A 19,306-nucleotide genomic window follows, 5' to 3' on the forward strand; every position below is an offset into this window, starting at 1 on the left:
AGAGGCTTTCCTTGTGCTATCGCATTTTCTTCGTGCAAAGTCTATTCGAAGAAGCTGTTTGTCCTGCGGGATGCGGCGGCAAGGTGGAGACCCCGCAGGCGTCAAAGCGCCGAGGAGGCTCCACTGACGCCCCGCGCGGCGCTGTGTGCCTCGTGACAGGCAAAAACCGCCTGTCTCTGCGATGATTATTCTCAGAAGCTTTCCTTTGTGAAGCGCAAATCAACAAGATTCACCTAGAATAGAAAATCTCTAGTTCAACCTATATAGTTAATTGATGCGGAAGGCGCGAAGACTTCTCAAAAATGATCTGTCTGCTTTTTATTTTTCACCTTTTATGGTACCGTTTGTTTGTAAGAATAGTTGGGGTGTTAAAAGAATGGCTGAAAAATTTGTAGTAGTTGATCTTGAAACAACTGGCAATTCACCAAAAAAAGGCGACAGAATTATTCAATTTGCTGCCGTCGTTATTGAAGACGGAAAAATTGCCGAAATGTATACAACCTTAATCAATCCGCTTCAGCCTATCCCAATTTTTATTGAGGAACTGACCGGCCTGTCGGATGATGATGTAAAGGAGGCACCCCTGTTTTCCGAGATAGCCCCAAAGGTATCTTCACTATTAAAAGATGCATATTTTGTCGCCCATAATGTGTCTTTTGATATGGGTTTTCTTCAGGAAGAATTTATCCTTTCAGGTGAAAAAGCCTTTACTGGCCCTGTCCTTGATACGGTGGAAATGGCACGGTTCCTTGAGCCATCTTCAGACAGCTATAAGCTGGCCGATCTTGCCGCGGGAGAGGGGCTTTCCCATGACCGTCCCCATCAAGCTGACAGTGATGCAGAAGCCACAGCTGAACTTTTCATATTGTTTCTGAAAAAACTAAAAAACTTGCCTATAAAGACAATCAGACAGCTTGCCCGGTTGTCGGAAGGTTTGAAAAGTGATATCCATCTTCTACTTAATTCGATTGAATTGGAAAAGGACGAAGGAATTGACAGTATTCCTGAATCAATCATTTTCGTAAATGGAATTGCTCTAAAAGACCCTGGTATACGCGAAAAAGACCAGGCAAATTTGATTATTTCGGAAGAATATCCGTGGAGCCATGCTGAAAAAGAAAAGTTGTTTCAATCTGCAGCTTTTTTGCTTGAAAGCAGGGAAGGGCAATTTGAAATGATGGATGAGGTATACCATTCATTCCAAAATGGCACCCACGCCTTGATTGAGGCGGGAACGGGTATCGGAAAAACACTTGGCTATCTGCTTCCCGCAGCCTATTTTTCTAGAAGAGAAAACGTCCGGGTAATCATTAGCACATATACAATTCAACTGCAGGAGCAGTTATTGTCCAGGGAAATCCCTCTCCTAACTGGGATACTCCCATTTGAATTTAAAGCGGCTTTGTTAAAAGGGAGAAACAATTACATATCATTAAGCAGATTTGCTAAAAGCCTTGAAGAAGAGAATGACAACTACGATGTTGCCTTGGCAAAAATGCAAATATTAATTTGGCTTATGACAACAGACCATGGCGATAGAGATGAACTAAATCTCTCAAGCGGAGGGCACCTATACTGGAATACAATCAGAAATGAGAAGGATTCCCACCGTGAAAAAAGTCCGTGGCATCAGGTTGATTTTTACAATAGAGCCAAGAAGAATGCAAGGGAAGCGGATTTGTTGATTACAAACCATTCTTTGCTGCTTTCGGATCTCGATTCAGGAGGAAAGACTCTTCCCGCCTATAGCTATGTTGTTTTAGATGAAGGCCACCATTTTGAAAAAGCCTCAGCGAGCCATTTGGGGATCAGGCTTGATTATTTGAGTGTTAGGCTGACTTTGAGCCAATTCGGCCTATATGAACAACGCCAGTTATTTTATAAAGCTGAAAAAATCATTGCTTCGAACCCTAACCGTGAAAAAATGAATACAAAACTGCAAATAAATGATTTATATGCGGACACCCTTTATGAAATGGACGAGTTTTTTAAACTTGCGATTGCTTTTGCATCAAAGGAAGGGAAAAGGAATCCTTCAAAGCGATTGAAAGCAGCAATCAATGAAGATTCCCACAGCCGGGAATGGAATGCAATGAAACATGCATCTGAAAGGTTTTTATTTCGTTTAAGGGATCTCACAGAAATTGTTCAAACGATACGGGAAATGGCAATTGTTCTCCCCGGTAAACAAGCTAGTGCAATTGAAATGGAACTCGCCGCTTTCCAGTTGGAACTGGAGATGCTCCAAAAGAAGATGACCGGTTTATTTACGATAGGAAGTGATTTTGTTAAATGGGTTGAAACTGATACGAGAGTACCGCAAAATGCAACGGAAATTGTGGCTATGCCGGTTTCTGTATCAGAAACCTTATCAAAAAAATTCTTCTTATGTAAGAAATCAGTTGTATTAACATCAGCAACCTTGACAGTCAATCAGTCTTTTGATTATGCCATTAAGGAGCTTGGCCTGGAACCGAAGTATTGTAATACAATTTCTATTCCGTCGCCGTTCAATTACAATGAAAATGTTAAGCTGTTTATATCCAGTGATTTGCCGGAAATCAATTCAGTAACACAAGACGAATATATAGCAGAGATTGCGGCAAAAATCATTTCAGTTTGCGAGGCTGCAAAAGGGAGACTGCTTGTTCTTTTTACATCGCATGAAATGCTGAAAAAAACGTTTGAGCTAGTAAAAGAGAGTGGGCTTCTTCCTGAATATGCTCTGATTGCCCAAGGGATTTCAGGCGGCAGCAGGTCAAGGTTGACTCGAAATTTCCAAAAATATGATAAAGCTGTCCTGTTTGGAACGAACAGTTTTTGGGAGGGGATTGATATCCCAGGTGAAGGCCTGTCATGCCTCATCGTAGTACGTCTCCCATTCAGTTCTCCTGATGAACCGTTCACAAAGGCAAAATGTAGACGGATTGAAAAAAGTGGGGGAAGGGCTTTCTTAGAATACTCGCTTCCTGAAGCAGTTTTACGATTTAAACAGGGCTTTGGGAGACTGATCAGAACTTCAAGTGACAGAGGGGTCATCGTCATTTTTGATAAGCGGATTGGAGAATCATCTTACGGAAAAGTCTTCCTGCAATCCATACCGGAAGTGCCCATAAAAAAAGTCGACATCAATCAGCTTGTCGACGAAATAGACAATTGGCTTTGAGTTGCAGTTAAACCTATATAGTTTTTTACTATTGCCATCCATCCTTGATATAATGAGGAAAATACATCGGATATAGAAGTCCGCAAAGCAGCAAAATGGGGGATCATGCATGGAAAGCAAAATCGAAATCATATCAACGATTAAGATTGAATATAGCCCTGATTTATATAAAGTAGTTGATTCCTTAAACAGGAATCTTAAAGATCGGGACTTAATGTTCGGTCTGGCACTGGATAGTGAGGATCAATCAAAAGCAATCTTTACGATTTATAAAACGTAAGGGGAGAGAATGTGAAAAAGTTTTTTATAGGCCTTGCCGTTTTTCTCGCTATTGCGGCCGGTATCGCAGGCTGGATTTATTCCAATGCCACCAGTCCAATAAGGGCGGCTGAAAAAAAAGCGACTGAAATCGCAATGCAGGAAGCGGAACTGACCGACCCGCATCGTTTTCATGTCTATTACGGGAAAGAGACGGTCTTTGTAGTGGAAGGGAAAAATAAAAAGGGCGATGAAATAATCGTTTGGATTCCTGAAAAAGAAAAGACGAATAACGAGAAAAAGGCCATTGTGAGGCTGGCAAGTAATGGTGTAACTAAAAATGAAGCAATCCGCATGGTCCAAGCTGAAAAAAAACCAAAAAAAGTAATTTCTACACGGCTTGGAATGGAGGATGGGATCCCTTTTTGGGAAGTGTATTATACTGGAGAAGATAAGTTAATGAATTATTATTGCATCAATTTTGATACTGGAAAACTGTTTAAACTAATAGAGAATCTTTAATCTTTCAGGAGGTTTTAACTGCATGGAAATAAAACTAGCGAAAAGGGTTCTTGCACTATCGCCATCCCCAACACTGGCGATCACAGCGAAAGCAAAGGAATTACAGGATCAGGGACTTGGCATTATCGGCTTGGGGGCTGGAGAACCCGATTTTAACACTCCTGAACATATTCTTCATGCGGCAAAAAAATCAATGGATGAGGGACTGACGAAATATACTCCTTCGGCCGGCCTGCCCGCCTTGAAAAAAGCGATTATTGAAAAGTTCTCAAGGGATCAAGGCATTTCTTATAGAATGAACGAGGTGATCGTAGGCAACGGCGCGAAGCATATTTTATATACGCTTTTTCAAGTCCTGCTGGATGAAGGAGATGAAGTAATCATTCCTGCTCCATACTGGGTCAGCTATCCGGAGCAGGTGAAGCTTGCTGGCGGTCTCCCGGCAATTGTTGAATGTACAGAAGAAAATGAGTATAAAATTACCCCTGAACAATTGAAGGCGTCCATAAATGAAAAGACGAAAGCAGTTATTATAAATTCACCGGGAAATCCAACCGGGATGGTTTACTCACGAGAGGAACTTAAAGCAATTGGAGAGATTTGCCTAAAGCACAATATCCTCATTGTGTCGGATGAGATCTATGAAAAATTGATTTATGGAAACCAAACTCATGTATCTATTGCTGAACTTTCATCCGAATTAAAAGAGCAAACAATCATAGTAAATGGGGTATCGAAATCCCATTCCATGACAGGATGGAGAATAGGATATGCCGCAGGCAAAAAAGAAGTCATTGAGGCAATGACAAATCTGGCTAGCCACAGTACTTCGAATCCTACTACAACTGCCCAGTATGCTGCAATTGCAGCGTATAATGGTACACAGGAGCCTGTTGAAGTGATGCGGAGAGCATTCGAATCCAGGCTGGAAACCATTTATTCGAAGCTGACGGCTATCCCTGGTTTCAGCTGTGTCAAACCACAAGGGGCGTTTTATCTTTTTCCAAATATAAAAGACGCGGTTGAAAAGTGCGGTTTCAAAGATGCCGATGAGTTTTCGGAAGCGTTGCTGACAGATGTGCAGGTTGCGGTTGTTCCAGGTTCAGGATTTGGAGCGCCAGATAATATCAGGCTTTCTTATGCAACTTCGCTTGATCAATTGGAGGAAGCTATTAGGCGCATCGGTAAGTTTGTCGAAGAAAAAATGTAAAGTTGAGCGAAGGCATCTTGATAAGGCAAATCCTTCTGCTCCCTTGCTAGCAAATTTTCAGACCTGTATAATAGGGTGGATACATACTAATTGTTTTGCAGGTTTTTGGAGGGAATAATAGTGATTAAATCAACAATCGCAGAAGTTTATAAGCACGTTGGTGAAGAGGTTAAAATTGGTGCGTGGCTCGCTAATAAGCGTTCTAGCGGAAAAATTGCCTTTTTGCAGTTGAGGGATGGAACGGGTTTCATCCAAGGGGTGGTCGTTAAAAATGAAGTAGCGGAAGAGGTGTTCCAGGCTGCAAAATCCGTTACCCAGGAATCCTCGCTTTATGTTACCGGAGTGGTTCAAAAAGATGAACGTTCCCCTTTGGGCTACGAACTAACTGTAAAGGGAATCGAAATCATTCAGCTTGCATCTGATTACCCAATTACACCTAAAGAGCATGGCACTGAGTTTCTAATGGATAACCGCCATTTATGGCTCCGTTCGAAGCGTCAGCATGCTGTCATGAAAATTAGGAATGAGATTATCCGTTCCACTTATGAGTTTTTCAACAATGCCGGATTTGTTAAAGTTGATCCGCCTATTTTGACAGGAAGTGCCCCTGAAGGGACAACTGAACTTTTTCATACACAGTATTTTGATGAGGAAGCTTACTTGTCACAAAGCGGCCAACTTTATTTGGAAGCTGCGGCAATGGCGCTCGGGAAAGTATTTTCATTTGGTCCGACTTTCCGTGCCGAAAAATCAAAAACTAGGCGCCACTTAATTGAATTCTGGATGATTGAACCTGAAATGGCGTTTGCTAATCATGAAGAAAGCCTAGTTGTTCAGGAAGAATATGTCTCGCACATTGTCCAATCTGTTTTGAAAAACTGTCAGTTAGAGCTGAAAACACTTGGCCGCGATACAGCAAAGCTTGAGAAAATTACAGCTCCTTTCCCAAGAATTACGTATGATGATGCCCTTAAATTATTACATGAAAAAGGATTTAATGATGTCGAATGGGGGGATGATTTCGGTGCGCCGCATGAGACAGCGATTGCCGAAAGTTATGACAAACCCGTTTTCATCATTCACTACCCGACTGAGTTAAAGCCTTTCTATATGCAGCCTCATCCAGAACGCGATGACGTTGTCCTTTGTGCCGATATGATAGCCCCTGAAGGATATGGTGAAATTATCGGAGGTTCGGAGCGTATCTATGATTATGAGCTTCTTAAAAAGCGGATTGAAGAGCATAACCTGCCTGAAGAAGCCTATAACTGGTACCTTGAGCTGCGTAAATATGGCTCCGTTCCACATTCAGGCTTCGGACTTGGACTAGAAAGGACAGTTGCTTGGATCAGCGGTGTTGAGCACGTGAGGGAGACCATCCCATTCCCACGCCTTCTGAACAGGCTCTATCCATAAATTGAAAAGAGGAAAAAACAAAACCTGCCAAGCACGCCGATTTGGCAGGTTTTCCCTTTACTCAATGAAAGATATCTGGGTGAATACCTTACTAGAAGATGGCCATTCATGCTATACTGAAAGGGAGGTGTCGAAAAATGAAGACTAGTATCCTTGCTTGGATGCAAGAAGGAAGTGTAACTATCCCTTCCTTGCTGATCTCTGAATACAGGAGTTTAAAACTGAATGAATATGATTTAGCCATCATCCTAAACATATTGGAATATGCCCACAAAGGAAATAATTTTCCTACCCCTGAAGAGCTTTCATCCCGCATGACAATCTCAATTAATGAATGTACGGATTTATTGAGAAAACTGATCCAAAGAGGCTACATAGAAATCATTGAAGAAAACTCCCCTGATGGAATTCGTTATGAGAAATATTCAGTGGAACCACTTTGGGAAAAATTGATTGAGCAATTCCTACTTAAACAGCAAAATGAAAAAGAAATGAGCAGGAAATCCGAAGAGGTCGATTTGTATACAGTATTCGAAAAAGAATTCGGCAGGCCGCTATCCCCGTTTGAATGCGAAACTCTTGCAATGTGGGTGGACGACGATAAACACAGCCCGCAAATCATCAAGGCGGCTCTTAGAGAGGCAGTTATGTCTGGAAAAATTAATTTCAGGTACATTGATAGAATTCTCTTCGAATGGAAAAAGAATGGAATCAAGACAATTGAGCAGGCGAGGTCCCAAAGCCAAAGGTTCCGACAGCGTCAACAGTCAAAACCAAGCCCTATTGAAAGGCAGAAACAGCCTGTGGCTGCCGTACCATTCTATAATTGGCTCGAACAGTAAATGCAGAAAGTCAGGCGAGAGAAACTTCTCTCGTTTTTGCTTTGTCCTAGAGTTTAAATAACTATATGGCCGCCGAACTAAAGACTTGTACATAGTTGATTGGAGTGGAAGGCACGAAAACTCCTCGAAAATCGTGAATTATCCTCAATTATGCTAACGCATAATTTCGTGCGATGTTATTTCGGGGTAGCCTTCCTTGTGCTATCGCATAATTCATGGGAGGCCAATTCACGGAAACTTTCCTTGTGCTATCGCATTTCCTTCGTGCAAAGCCTATTCAATGAAGCTATTTGTCCTGCTGAATGAAGCGGCAAGTGGGGACCCTAAAGGCGCCATAGCGCCGAGGAGGCTCCACTGACGCCCCGCGGAAAGCGAAGTGCCTCGGACAGGCAAAGATCGCCTGTCTCTGCGATGATTATTCTCGGGAGCTTTCCTTTGTGGAGCGCAAATCAACTACCATGTTCAAAAATTTAGTTCGTAATAATATATTTCAACCGATTTTTTTAAAGCAGGTGAAGAATTTTGCTAAATAAACAACAAATCCGTTTTTGCCTGGATGAAATGGGGAAGATGTTCCCAGACGCCCACTGTGAACTCAGTCATACAAACCCATTTGAACTCGTGATCGCTGTTGCCTTGTCCGCACAATGCACGGATGTTCTTGTTAATAAAGTAACATCATCACTTTTTCAAAAATACAAAACCCCAGAAGACTATTTAAGTGTTCCTTTAGAAGAACTTCAAAATGATATCCGGTCCATCGGACTGTTCAGAAACAAAGCGAAAAACATCCAAAAACTTTGTGCCATGCTGCTCGAATCATATGGAGGCGAAGTTCCCCGGGATCGGGACGAATTAACGAAGTTACCTGGAGTCGGACGAAAAACAGCGAATGTGGTTGTCTCCGTAGCCTTTGGAATCCCGGCTATCGCCGTTGATACACACGTTGAGAGGGTAAGTAAGCGCCTTGGGATTTGTAGATGGAAGGATTCAGTTCTTGAAGTTGAGAAAACACTGATGAAAAAGATTCCGGAAGAAGAATGGTCGATTACCCACCATAGGCTAATATTTTTTGGGCGCTATCACTGCAAAGCCCAAAATCCTCAATGTCCAACATGCCCTCTACTCGAACTATGCAGAGAAGGCAAGAAACGGATGAAGGGAAAGGCGGCAAATGGGTGAGTTAGGAAAGCGGGATTCTATCCCCAGCGAACTTGAACACCCACTTTTCCATGAACTCATCCGGCGAAACCTACCCATTCAGGCAAACGACAATCAGGAAGGTCTATTTACCCATGAAATCTTATATTTTCAACAAATGACTGATGGAGGGCCCTGGGCTGTCGCAGAGGATTCTGTACCACCGCTTCTGAAGGAATGGGAAGCTTTAAAGGTTGATATAAGTTCTCTTTTTAATACTCGGAACAAAGAAGAAATTCTTATCCTTATGAAAAAAGGGATTGGCCTGTTTCTTCAATTGTTGTATTGGAGTAATGGCCGCCCGGTCGTACTCGCCGGTCTTCCAGACGTTAGTGAATTATCGCTCCAACCAATCAATTGCCAGGAAAGACTTGGATTTTTGCTTAAGCGGCCTGATGGGTTCCACTCATTCATCCAACTTGGAGAATTGATTGAAGAGCAGAAAAAGCGTTTTAATACGAGTATCGCAAAAATTTAATTAATTTGAGTGGTTGAATCGAGTTTGTTTTTTCATATTTAGAGAACTTGATGGTTAAAAAAGGCGCGTTGCCATATTGGCAACGCGCCTTTCCTGTATTTAATTAATTCCCCGGTCTGCCAGAGTTTCCGGTTCCTCCAGTTCCTCCAGTTCCTCCAGTTCCTCCGGTTCCTCCAGTTCCTCCGGTTCCTCCGGTTCCTCCGGTTCCACCAGTTCCTCCGGTATCCCCAGTTCCACCAGTTCCCCCGGTTCCACCAGTTCCTCCGGTATCCCCAGTTCCACCTGTACCATCGTCATTTCCTTCATCTTCACCATCATCATCGCCATTCCCGTTACCATTTCCGTTGCCATTTCCGTTGCCATTTCCGTTGCCATTTCCGTTGCCATTTTCGTTGCCATTTCCGTTGCCATTTCCATTACCATTTCCATTTCCGTTACCATTGCCTCCGCTATTTTCTTCATCGGTGCTCTTATCTGGAACCTTAATGCTTATGGATGCTGGATCGCTCTTCATATTATCTTTGCTTGCAACAACAACAATTGTGTAAGTTGCCCCAGGCTCAGCATTTGAAATTTCGAATGAAGTGCCTGAAGTGTTGTCCGAAAGGAGCGGACTTCCATTCTTGGAAACATTGATAGAATAAGCTAATCCGCTTTCAGCTTGTTTCCATTCGACTGAAATTGAATTCGATTCCTTGTTGTAGCGGGCGTTTAAGTTTGAAGGTGCATCAAGCTTTTCATATTTTTCCGAAACCTGAGTAGGCCTTTTGCCTTTAACAGCATATTCATAAAGCACCTGACTGTCTGGTGTAAATGGCCCTGCAAGCTTGGCAGGTACGGTTCCTTTTTCAATTTTTACGCGTTCAACGCTCTTAGGCATTGAAAAATCTGAAGTTTTTACGTCCTTAGACACATATTGCATTAAATTTTTATACATCGCCTGGGCTATTTTTTGATCGGGCCCCGGCTGAATCGGTGTCGTACGGCTTTCATAACCGGTCCATACGGCAATCGTGAAGTTTGTTGTGTAGCCGGCAAACCAGGCATCTGGAACAGCCGACTTGCGGATATTATGTCTTCTTAGTTCATCGTCAGTATAGTTCGTTGTACCAGTTTTTCCTGCAGCCGGGAGTCCCGGAATCTGGGCGTTAATCCCTGTCCCGCCTGGTTGGAGTACACTTTTTAGCATATCAGTGACCATGAAGGCGGTATAATCCTTCATGACTACCTTTGTTTCAGGTGCCGTGTCTATTTCTGTGCCGTCCCGCAGTGTTATTTTTTTAATCGTATATGGTTCAGTATAAAAGCCATTGTTGCCAAAGGCACTGTATGCTCCTGCCATTTCAAGAGGCGAGACTCCGACAGTTTTGCCGCCAAGGCCTCCAATTGCATAAGACTCGAATATTTCCTTAAGCGGAATGCCGAGTTTTATAGCAAAATCTTGTGCTTTTTCTAATCCAACCTGCTGAAGGCTTTGGACTGCAATCGTGTTTTTCGATTTTGCAAGGGCCTGTCGAATGGTCATCCAGCCATCGTATCGATCATTCCAGTTTCCGAACTCTTTCCCGTTCGTAAACTTGATTTTCTTATCCTCGAGCATGTGGTATGTTCCCCATTGAAGATGCTCGATCGCTGGGCCATAATCCAATATTGGCTTAATAGTCGAGCCTGGCTGTCTCTTTATGTCGGTTGCAAAATTGAAACCGCGTTGGACATCCTTGTTCCGGCCGCCTCCAATCGCCCTGATTTCTCCTGTCTTCGTATCAAGCATAACGATCCCAGCTTGGAACTTTTCGTCAGGAAATTGGATAATTTCATCGGTATACATCATTTTTTCTACATACTGCTGGGCATTTTGATCGAGCGTCGTATGAATGGTCAAGCCATCTGAAAAGATATCGAACTCCCCAGCCTTTTTTACCTCATCAATGACAGCATCAACAAAAGAATCGTAAGGCTTTTCATCTTTAGTCCTTTTATCCTCTGGAATAAGGCTAGATGCGACAGGAATGCTCTGCGCTTTTTTCATCTCTTCTTTTGATATGAACCCATGCTGGTTCATAAGGGACAGAACTATATTTCTCCGTCTTTCAGCTTTATCCGGATGCTCAAAAGGATTGTAATTGTTTGGGCTTTGCGGCATTCCGGCAAGCAGGGCCGCTTCATGCAGTTCAAGCTCATCAAGGTTCTTGCCGAAGTATTCTTTGGATGCTGTTGCAACGCCATGCATGTTCCGTGACATATATATTTTGTTGACGTACATTTCGAATATTTCCTGCTTCGTGTATTTCTGCTCGAGCTGGTAGGAAAGCCATGCTTCTTGGACCTTTCGTTTTAACGTTTTTTCGTTTGATAAAAATGAGTTTTTGACAACCTGCTGCGTTATCGTGGACGCGCCCTCGGAGCCGAATCCGTCTGTGACGTTGGCAATGATGGCGCCGCCAAGCCGTATGACATCAATGCCGTGGTGCTTATAGAAACGAACGTCTTCAGTGGCAAGGAATGCCTTTTCAACTAGCTTTGGGATATCCTTATAATCGACATAATCCCTTTTTATCGCTCCTACTTCTCTGATCAGATTTTCATCTTTATCTAGAATTTTTGAGGGGATGGGATCCTTTAATAGCTTACGGTCAAGCTTTGGTGCGTCCTGGACGAGAAATGCAAAAGTGGCCACGCCGGTTAACATTCCGACAATACCAATGGCAATCAGAATCAGAAAGATTTTTTTAAATAATCCGGCCTTTGAAGGGGCGGCTTTCTTTTTTTGATTCTGCTTTAATTGCCTTCTGCGTTCCTCCCTGGATTTATATTGATTTGACATTCGTATTCCTTCCTTTCCAACATAAACAAATCTGATAAATCATAGATAGAGATCGTCAATTACTTTAATATAATCGATCCTAGGCTGATATCCAGTCGGAATCAGTCTGCCTGTTTCAATAATCTCTTGTTTTGTAATAGATTTTCTTCCGCCTTGTTCCATTCTAGACCAGAAGCGGAGGAGAACGGCGGCATCAAGCAGGAAAACTTCTTCTGTACTAGCAAATCGCAGGATAACAAACGAAATTCCTCCTTGTAATAAAACAGCCTCCATATGGCGAATTTGATGTTCATGAAAATTCTGCAGGGGGAAAGAAGTTCGGTTTCGGGTTTCCTTCGCCTCGAAATCTAAATACTTACCTTTATACACCCCATTGTAGTCGGTTGTGGAAGCTTGCTTGAAATAGGCTTCCTTTATAACGGCGGCACTTCTTTTCGGATAATCGACCTGGACAATTTGGACAGGGGTAGGTTTTTTATGAATGACCGCAATGCCCCTGCTCAAATAATATAGATTTGTATTATTTAAGTCTTCTTCGAGAGTCATCCCCCTGTTGCCATGTGAGCTCGAAAAGTTAGGCTTTAACCATTTCTCCCGGCCAGCGATTCCGGCCGAATATCTCTTCCCATTTGGATAGTTTATCATGAAAGGCACCTCACAATGTACATCTTATCATATCAAAAACTTGAGGTTATTGCTGAATAAAAATTGGTTGCGGTGCCAATCTAGGTATAGGTTGAATTTCTCATTTCCTACTTGAGTATCATATCCCTTTTTAGTAGAGGAAGAAAACAAGATGATTTCAGAATCCCTCATTGTAGACGAAATAATAAAAGAAACAGCAAAAAGGAACTTAGATAACATTACCCGGACAGAAGCATATTTCAACTTTTTTAAAAGAAATCCTGATATTATTTGGTCTTTTTTAGCCAGCATGGTCTCCCGCAACGGCGGCTGGAACATGTGCGACCTTGAGGGAAATATGTTTCCACATTTACTTTCTGCCCCTACAAGGAAACAGTTGTTTTTGACATATGAACGTGCAAACTGGCTTATTTTTCATGATGTTTTTCCACAGCTCCTCCTCTATCACTATTCGACGAAATACAACCGCCCGTTGTTTCATCTTTTGAAACATTTCAACGTTTCATCATTTATGCAAAAGGAATGGCCTGTTTTTTGGAAAGGACACGATAAGCAAAGGCTCACGACTGCACTAATAATTAATGAGCAAAATGTTATCCAAAAGCCGATTATCGAGCATCCGTTTTATAAGCAAAAGGTATTCTATTCCGCGGAATTCATGCTGCAGGATTGGCTTCATTTTAGTTGTGTCCTTTTTCCGACCTGCGGAGGGGAGGTCTACGGGGCGAGTGTGAAAGGTTTTAGAAAGGTGTCCAATCGGATAGATTTGGGGAAACGGCTAGCAAAAATATTATTTCATAGACGACTCTTTCCATATTTTCTCGAGTTTGCAAATAAAACTGTCCACACTGGCTCCCGTTATGATTATGAACAATATTTCAGGCCTGGAATCAGCCGGCAGACGCCGTTTTTAAGAACCGTTTTTCCTATTATTGAGCATAACAGGCATGAGTACACCGATTGGAGTAAAGAGAAACTGCTGCCTTATACTAAATTATTTCTTCCTGTAAAGCAACAAGAACCAATCCACTTGACTGATTGGTATATAAGGAAGCGGGATCAGCTTCAGTCGCTGGTCGCAATACAAAAAGCATTAAAGCCAAATAGCTGAAAAATGAAAAAAGCAAGGAACACCTTGCTTTTTTTGCTGATGCTAGGTTAAATGAGTAAAAAATATTTTACTGCAGTCGGGAAAACTGGTCAGCATCAGCTCTTACTCGGCTGGTCTGTTTTCGCCAACTAGTTTTTTATCCCCATATCCGGTTTTCTTTGGCTCCTGGTTTGGCTGATTTTTTTTCTCGCTGCTCTTTTTCTTCATTTCATAAAACACCTCCATTTATATATTGTCCGAAATCAATGATTTCTTCCGGAATTTCTGTCGGAAATGGGCTGGGAAATTATACAGAAAGAGTCAGTTATGCACTTTCTTTGCCGGTTTGCTTCTAGTTTTGTCGCCGGTGAAGGAAACAGACAGAAAGACAAGAAATAGTTAATATTAAAGTGAAAAGGGGAGCTCCCAAGTGACTATGATCCATAATCAAAAGGAAGAGCTATTATTTAAACTTACAGGCATCCAAGAGCAACTTGAGAAACTTGAAGCAGCCATTGATGCTGCGTTTTCTGGCATATCAACAGGATTAATTGAGGAACAGTTAATAAGTATAGAAGAAATTGAGGCAAAGCTTCTCCATGCAGAGAAACTTACGGAAATGGATCTACATGACGATCAGAATGACAGCAGGCAGTCCGCACCGCCCATTCGTAAAGTTGGATTTGGGTACTAAGAAAAGTTAAACTAGGAATAGGATTTGCCGGCCATGTACCCCATGGCTATTTTTGTTTTGCAAGGAGGCAGCTTTTATGAATTATTTAAAAGAATTGACGGAAAAATTGATCGAGTATAACAGGCAGTTTGTCACAACTTTTGAAAAGACTCGGGAAAAAAATGAGGACGGGGATTTTTATGGTCGGGTAAAGCCTTTTTTTGAAGAAGTGAAAAAAATAAATGATGAGTGGAAAAAAGCTGCATTGGAAGGTGATAGGCTCCTCAATGGGGCAGGCATAAGCCAAAAGCAGATTGAGACAGCCCATGAACATATTGACCAGCTTGCCGTCCAGGCATTCTTTGTTAAAACAAGCCGGTATATTTTCATGAATTCAAGCAGAACTGTTGATTATACTTTGCGCTTGCTGTTAGAAAAGATCAGGGAGGAAAAGAGTGATTAACCCGCCATATTAGGCGGGCAACCACTTAAGTTAACTGCTCTTCTTCAACGTTTTCAGGAACAGTCGCCCCTTCTGCCTCCAGTTCCTGGATCAGCTTCCGGAATACTGCGGCGGTAATTTCATTTTGGATATAAAGATTTCGTGCATAATCCCTTAGCTCATTTAAAAATTCGGCATCTTGTTTTTTGCACTGCAAAAATTGCTTCTTCAACATAGACATATCCATTTTTTTGCGCCCCTTTCCACGTTTCTTTCATCGTAACATGCACAGTTGGAAATGAAAGGTTTTTAAAAATTTTAACTTCCGACAAATCTTTCTTTGATTCGACATTGTTATTTAAGGATAATATTCACGCCTGCTTTTTTGATACATACAATAGTTTAGGATGAAATGTTGAGGTGAGGGAAAGATGCGAATGGTTACTAATGGAGGAAATCCTTTTTACACTGGGCATCCAAATCATATGGTTGAACAGCCTTATGTTCATAATTTGTATCCCTCGCAAATAATGCCTGCTGCCTTTCCCCCTTATCAACAGCAATTAGGGGGCGGCATGCCATTTCAGCCTTATCCACAACCTCCAGGAACAGTCCCATGGCAGCCACCGCCAATGGGTGCCGGAGAACAGGAAGACCATTTTCTTTTTAAAAATCCGCTTGAAACAGCAGGAGGGCACCCGCAAGGTTATCCGCCCTGGCAGGCTGGAATGCCTCAGATGCCAATGAATCCCTATCCAAAGAACTTCCTGCAGCCGAAGCAGAAAAGCGGCATGAATTCTGTCATTAATTCTTTTAAGTCACAGGACGGAACAATCGATATTAATAAAATGGTCAATACGGCAGGGCAGGCGATTAATGCAGTCAGCCAGGCTTCAGCCCTTCTGAAAGGGCTGGGAGGCGTGTTCAAAGCCTAACAGGGAAACGGCAAATTCGCCGTTTCTTTTTCTATTTCAAACTTTTATTTTCATTACAAATATGTTACGTTGAAAAGTGCCAATTATTAAAATTGTACGATTTTTGCAACACTTAGAGTGATGACAGGTCATATTTTAGGGGGGAGAGATGCATGATACGTGTTTTTCAACAGGCTCTTATCATCATAGGGCTGATTTTATTTTTGGCTGCGTTGCCATCGATTGTTATGATGAATCACGCAATGCAGGCAGTGGAGTGGAAATTCGAGCATGTTCCGGCGCTTTTCGGAACGTTTTTCAGCAACCTGAAAGATGGAGGGCTTGGTACTTATGAATTGGCAGGTAAGCAGAGGCTGATTGCGGAGGATATTGGCGATAACTTTAAAACTAGTCTATCGATCATTCTTGCTGGTGTAGGCGGCGGCGTCTTATTCAGCTTAGTGTTTGGAATTTTTATCAGCCGCTTCAGGCTGACGAAACTCTTTAATGCCTTTTTGAATATCCTCGCAGCAATACCGGATTTTATATTAATTATTATTTCTTTAATTTTGGCCATAAAATTTTATAAAGCGACTGGTATCAGAGTGGTCTCATTAAGACCCGATGCCGGATCGTTAAATATTTGGTTTCCAATGTTGCTGACTGGCATTGCCCCGACTTTATATTTATTTAAAATCGTTGCGGTTAAGTATTATCAAACGAGCGGGGAGGACTTTGTGAGGACAGCTGTTGCCAAGGGGCTTGCTCCAAATTTTATAAACTTCCAGCATGTTTTTAAAAATATCGAACCGTTTATCAATGCTGAATTGACTAAGGTAATTTCACTTGCAATCAGCAATTTGTTTATTGTCGAGTACTTGATGAATGTTTCCGGCATCACCAAATTCATTTTTCAAAATGGGGATATGCAGCCGGTTGCGATTGGCCTGTTCTCCATGCTGCTTATTTCTTTCATCACTTACATAACAGTAAGAGTGGCGATTTTTCTGTTTAAGCGGGGATTCATTTATGAATAAATTACTTAAAATTAATTATGCATTGTATATTGGTGTTTTTATGGTGTCCTTGCTTGTGTTTGTGGCGATTTTCGGCAGCATCCTCGCCCCGTACAGCTTAACCGATCAGCTGGAGGCTAAGTATGAGGGTGGGACAATCATTGCACCACCAATTGAACCATTCGAAATGAAAGAATATCTGCTAGGGACAAACCGGTGGGGCTATGATTTGCTAACCTATATTCTCCATGGATTGAAATACACTGTTTTTGTCTCAATCGTTGTAACTGTATTAAAAATGGCTGCTGGAACGCTGATTGGACTTTATGCTGGGATGATGAAAAGGGTTCCTGGCTGGGTGGAGGCTTTTGAAAAGGCATGGAGTTATGTGCCGTTATTCATCATTTTGTATTTTTTTCTTTTGCCAATCAGCTTTAATCCTGTTGTAACGCCAATGAAACTAATTATCTACTTTATTGTCATCACAGCGGCAATCAGTACCCCGAGCATCGTTTCGTCCGTACGCAAAAAAACAGCAGAAATAAATAAATCCGTTTTTATCGAGGCTGCGAGGACGCTCGGAGCAGGCAGGAACAGATTGATCTGGCATCATATTTTCCCGCAGCTAAAAGAGTCACTGACGGTCATGTTCATTCTTGAAATTGTTTATGTCATTACGATTATGGGACAGCTGGCTCTCGTGAACATTTTCGTAGGAGGAACAAAGGTTACTTATGATCCTCTGCTTTATTATTCAATGACGAATGAGTTGGCGGGCCTTGTTGGCCAGGCAAGGGGAAATATATACGGAACGTATCATGTCCTTACTGTGCCTCTGACTGTGCTGTTGGTTACGACACTGTCCTTCAGCCTGCTCGCAAATGGATTAAAGAATCGCTTTCAGTCCAATTACCAGCGCATGCCTTGGATCAAAACCGGATTTGAACCAGTTTTGCAGCCGAAGCGTAAAGAGTATGGCGAAGCTAAAAAAAACTGGCCGCCGCGGGGAGAACGGCTTGCTCTATTTCTATTGATTCTATTTCTATTAGTGTCTGGTACTTTCGTCTATGCAACTAGGAATAGCGATATTGGCGTAAAAAACTACAGCAGGGCGGATTATGATATTCACTTAAAAATGGATGAGGCAGGAAAATTTACTGTCGACGCCAACATTGATGTCAAAAATTTATCCAATAAAGAATGGAAAGAGGCAGTCTTTTATTTCATCCCCAATTCTTTTAGTGAAGGGCATCCGTATAAAACTGTTAAAGGCCATTCGGCAGTTGAGTTTCAAACTATTAAAGTTGAAGGCAAGAAGACTTCGCACACACTGGAAAATGATACGCTAAAGGTTAACCTGCCAAAGAAAATTAAAAAGAGGGACAAAGCAAAAATATCCTTTTCCTACACGATGGAGCTTCCTGAGGAAGGGAGCAGGCTATCCCGGGTAGGAGATCGATATTACTTAGCACAATGGTATCCGATGCTTGCTACATTCCAGGATGGGAAATGGAATAAAGAAGCGTTTACGAATGGCCTGGAAACATTCCATACAGGATTCTCCGATTATCATATTACATATGAGCTTCCGAAGGGGTATTCCTTTATTTCCACCTCCGATGCCGACCCGAAGCCTGGAATTCATAGCGGCCAGGTAAAATCAAATAAGGTAAGAGATTTTTTTATAGCAATTGTGAAGGATGTTCATGTTTATGAGACCGAATCCAACGGGGTAGCCATCAGGCTGTTCACAAAAACGGATCATAACAAGGATCCCGAGTTGGCCTTGCAGCTCGCTAAAAATGCGTTGTCTTTTTACCAGAAAAAAATAGGCGATTATCCGCACAGCCAGCTCGATCTCATTCTTGACCTCGGACAGAATATGGAATATCCGGGTGCGGTGACTGTAAACCCTTATCACGAGAATGATAAATTTTTTAAAATAGCCATTGTCCATGAAATTGCCCATCAATACTTTTACGGGGTCGTTGCTAATGATTCCTTCAATGAACCTTGGATCGATGAAGGAATTACCGAGTTTGCAACAAATATGTATTTTTATATAAAAGAAGATGAGCCGCTCGGCCTGGCCCAGGAATTATCAATCAACAGGATGAAAAGCATCGAGCAGGAACAAATCAACCGGCAATACTCAAACACTCCTGTTGACCAATTGACACACTCGGGATTTGTTTATGGCCAGCCAGCCATCAATCTGTACAAACTCGCGCAAGAGAACTATCCCGCAAGCGGCCATAGCGACGTGAAAACTGCAGCAATGGATTTTTTGTCCGGCTATTACAATCGCTTTAAGTACAAAGAAGTAAATACAGCTGCATTCATCAAATATTCAATGGAGTATTTTAACGTTCCACGCGCGTATTTTAATGACTGGCTTGGTACGGAGGTAAGTTGACAAAAAAGAGGTGCAGACTGACGGCCTGCACCTCTTTTGCTCGTTTGTTTTATAAATCCAGCTCCAGCGCCTAGCCCCTCGAGGTCTTAAGCCGAGTCCCTCCGGAGGGCAGGCCCATCCTGCGGGCCTCGTCTTAAGCTTGTCGGGGCTGATCACAAAGGAAAGCTTCCGGGAATAATCATCGCAGGGACAGG

General features: G+C 42.3%; 17 protein-coding genes. 14 read left to right on the plus strand and 3 right to left on the minus strand.

The genetic code is table 11. From position 1 onward, the window contains the following. Window positions 1-376: 376 nt before the first annotated feature. From dinG to D1B31_RS10130, 8 genes are all read left to right on the plus strand, one after another. Complete coding sequence (dinG, locus tag D1B31_RS10095; RefSeq protein WP_118920649.1) at window positions 377-3,166, plus strand: ATP-dependent DNA helicase DinG; 2,790 nt, start codon at window positions 377-379, stop codon at window positions 3,164-3,166. 109 nt (window positions 3,167-3,275) lie between these two features. Continuing rightward, window positions 3,276-3,446, plus strand: coding sequence for a YpmA family protein (locus tag D1B31_RS10100; protein WP_118920650.1), 171 nt, complete (start codon window positions 3,276-3,278; stop codon window positions 3,444-3,446). 11 nt (window positions 3,447-3,457) lie between these two features. Beyond that, window positions 3,458-3,946, plus strand: coding sequence for a cell wall elongation regulator TseB-like domain-containing protein (locus D1B31_RS10105; protein WP_118920651.1), 489 nt, complete (start codon window positions 3,458-3,460; stop codon window positions 3,944-3,946). A 22-nt stretch (window positions 3,947-3,968) separates the two neighbouring features. Further along, window positions 3,969-5,156: a pyridoxal phosphate-dependent aminotransferase gene (locus D1B31_RS10110; RefSeq protein ID WP_118920652.1), complete on the plus strand. Its 1,188-nt coding sequence runs from the start codon at window positions 3,969-3,971 to the stop codon at window positions 5,154-5,156. A gap of 120 nt (window positions 5,157-5,276) precedes the next feature. After that, window positions 5,277-6,572 carry an asparagine--tRNA ligase gene (asnS, locus tag D1B31_RS10115; protein WP_192894763.1) on the plus strand — a complete coding sequence of 432 codons (1,296 nt, stop codon included), beginning with the start codon at window positions 5,277-5,279 and terminating at the stop codon, window positions 6,570-6,572. 137 nt (window positions 6,573-6,709) lie between these two features. Further along, a complete protein-coding gene (locus D1B31_RS10120; RefSeq protein ID WP_118920653.1) occupies window positions 6,710-7,414 on the plus strand; it encodes a DnaD domain-containing protein in 705 nt (234 codons plus the stop codon). Window positions 7,415-7,936: 522 nt separating this feature from the next. Then, window positions 7,937-8,596, plus strand: coding sequence for an endonuclease III (gene nth / locus D1B31_RS10125; protein WP_118920654.1), 660 nt, complete (start codon window positions 7,937-7,939; stop codon window positions 8,594-8,596). Beyond that, window positions 8,589-9,092, plus strand: coding sequence for a YpoC family protein (locus D1B31_RS10130; protein ID WP_118920655.1), 504 nt, complete (start codon window positions 8,589-8,591; stop codon window positions 9,090-9,092). The genes nth and D1B31_RS10130 overlap by 8 nt, the downstream gene beginning before the upstream one ends. 103 nt (window positions 9,093-9,195) lie before the next feature. Here the strand turns inward: D1B31_RS10130 and D1B31_RS10135 are convergent, their stop codons facing one another. Beyond that, the gene (locus tag D1B31_RS10135; RefSeq protein ID WP_118920656.1) at window positions 9,196-11,916 is read right to left on the minus strand and encodes a penicillin-binding protein 1A; all 2,721 of its coding nucleotides are present in this window, start codon (window positions 11,914-11,916) and stop codon (window positions 9,196-9,198) included. A 39-nt stretch (window positions 11,917-11,955) separates the two neighbouring features. Further along, window positions 11,956-12,561, minus strand: a complete 606-nt coding sequence (gene recU / locus D1B31_RS10140) for a Holliday junction resolvase RecU (RefSeq protein WP_118920657.1) — start codon at window positions 12,559-12,561, stop codon at window positions 11,956-11,958. 151 nt (window positions 12,562-12,712) lie between these two features. On the opposite strand from recU, the gene D1B31_RS10145 reads away from it, so the two are divergent. From D1B31_RS10145 to D1B31_RS10155, 3 genes are all read left to right on the plus strand, one after another. Beyond that, window positions 12,713-13,672, plus strand: a complete 960-nt coding sequence (locus tag D1B31_RS10145) for a DUF2515 domain-containing protein (protein WP_118920658.1) — start codon at window positions 12,713-12,715, stop codon at window positions 13,670-13,672. Between the two features lie 409 nt (window positions 13,673-14,081). Next, on the plus strand, window positions 14,082-14,345 hold the full coding sequence (locus D1B31_RS10150) for a hypothetical protein (RefSeq protein ID WP_118920659.1): 264 nt from the start codon (window positions 14,082-14,084) through the stop codon (window positions 14,343-14,345). A gap of 76 nt (window positions 14,346-14,421) precedes the next feature. Next, a complete protein-coding gene (locus D1B31_RS10155; RefSeq protein WP_118920660.1) occupies window positions 14,422-14,787 on the plus strand; it encodes a DUF1798 family protein in 366 nt (121 codons plus the stop codon). 25 nt (window positions 14,788-14,812) lie between these two features. On the opposite strand, the gene yppF is transcribed toward D1B31_RS10155, so the two are convergent. Then, window positions 14,813-15,013, minus strand: coding sequence for a YppF family protein (yppF, locus tag D1B31_RS10160; RefSeq protein WP_118920661.1), 201 nt, complete (start codon window positions 15,011-15,013; stop codon window positions 14,813-14,815). Window positions 15,014-15,197: 184 nt separating this feature from the next. On the opposite strand from yppF, the gene D1B31_RS10165 reads away from it, so the two are divergent. The 3 genes from D1B31_RS10165 to D1B31_RS10175 all read left to right on the plus strand — a co-directional run bounded on the left by D1B31_RS10165 (window position 15,198) and on the right by D1B31_RS10175 (window position 19,112). Next, on the plus strand, window positions 15,198-15,701 hold the full coding sequence (locus D1B31_RS10165) for a YppG family protein (protein ID WP_118920662.1): 504 nt from the start codon (window positions 15,198-15,200) through the stop codon (window positions 15,699-15,701). Window positions 15,702-15,853: 152 nt separating this feature from the next. Further along, window positions 15,854-16,717, plus strand: coding sequence for an ABC transporter permease subunit (locus tag D1B31_RS10170; RefSeq protein ID WP_118920663.1), 864 nt, complete (start codon window positions 15,854-15,856; stop codon window positions 16,715-16,717). Next, window positions 16,710-19,112: an ABC transporter permease subunit gene (locus D1B31_RS10175; RefSeq protein ID WP_118920664.1), complete on the plus strand. Its 2,403-nt coding sequence runs from the start codon at window positions 16,710-16,712 to the stop codon at window positions 19,110-19,112. Before D1B31_RS10170 ends, D1B31_RS10175 begins: the two co-directional genes overlap by 8 nt. Window positions 19,113-19,306 lie beyond the last annotated feature (194 nt).

The sequence above is a fragment of the Neobacillus notoginsengisoli genome (genome assembly GCF_003515685.1).
GTDB classification, from domain to species: domain Bacteria; phylum Bacillota; class Bacilli; order Bacillales; family Cytobacillaceae; genus Bacillus_D; species Bacillus_D notoginsengisoli.

Bases quoted from the DNA above. Each gene is read 5' to 3' on its own strand.
- dinG (WP_118920649.1), top strand. From the start codon at position 377: ATGGCTGAAAAATTTGTAGTAGTTGATCTTGAAACAACTGGCAATTCA.
- D1B31_RS10100 (WP_118920650.1), top strand. From the start codon at position 3,276: ATGGAAAGCAAAATCGAAATCATATCAACGATTAAGATTGAATATAGC.
- D1B31_RS10110 (WP_118920652.1), top strand. From the start codon at position 3,969: ATGGAAATAAAACTAGCGAAAAGGGTTCTTGCACTATCGCCATCCCCA.
- D1B31_RS10120 (WP_118920653.1), top strand. From the start codon at position 6,710: ATGAAGACTAGTATCCTTGCTTGGATGCAAGAAGGAAGTGTAACTATC.
- D1B31_RS10130 (WP_118920655.1), top strand. From the start codon at position 8,589: ATGGGTGAGTTAGGAAAGCGGGATTCTATCCCCAGCGAACTTGAACAC.
- D1B31_RS10135 (WP_118920656.1), bottom strand. From the start codon at position 11,916: ATGTCAAATCAATATAAATCCAGGGAGGAACGCAGAAGGCAATTAAAG.
- recU (WP_118920657.1), bottom strand. From the start codon at position 12,561: ATGATAAACTATCCAAATGGGAAGAGATATTCGGCCGGAATCGCTGGC.
- D1B31_RS10145 (WP_118920658.1), top strand. From the start codon at position 12,713: ATGATTTCAGAATCCCTCATTGTAGACGAAATAATAAAAGAAACAGCA.
- D1B31_RS10155 (WP_118920660.1), top strand. From the start codon at position 14,422: ATGAATTATTTAAAAGAATTGACGGAAAAATTGATCGAGTATAACAGG.
- yppF (WP_118920661.1), bottom strand. From the start codon at position 15,013: ATGGATATGTCTATGTTGAAGAAGCAATTTTTGCAGTGCAAAAAACAA.
- D1B31_RS10165 (WP_118920662.1), top strand. From the start codon at position 15,198: ATGCGAATGGTTACTAATGGAGGAAATCCTTTTTACACTGGGCATCCA.
- D1B31_RS10170 (WP_118920663.1), top strand. From the start codon at position 15,854: ATGATACGTGTTTTTCAACAGGCTCTTATCATCATAGGGCTGATTTTA.
- D1B31_RS10175 (WP_118920664.1), top strand. From the start codon at position 16,710: ATGAATAAATTACTTAAAATTAATTATGCATTGTATATTGGTGTTTTT.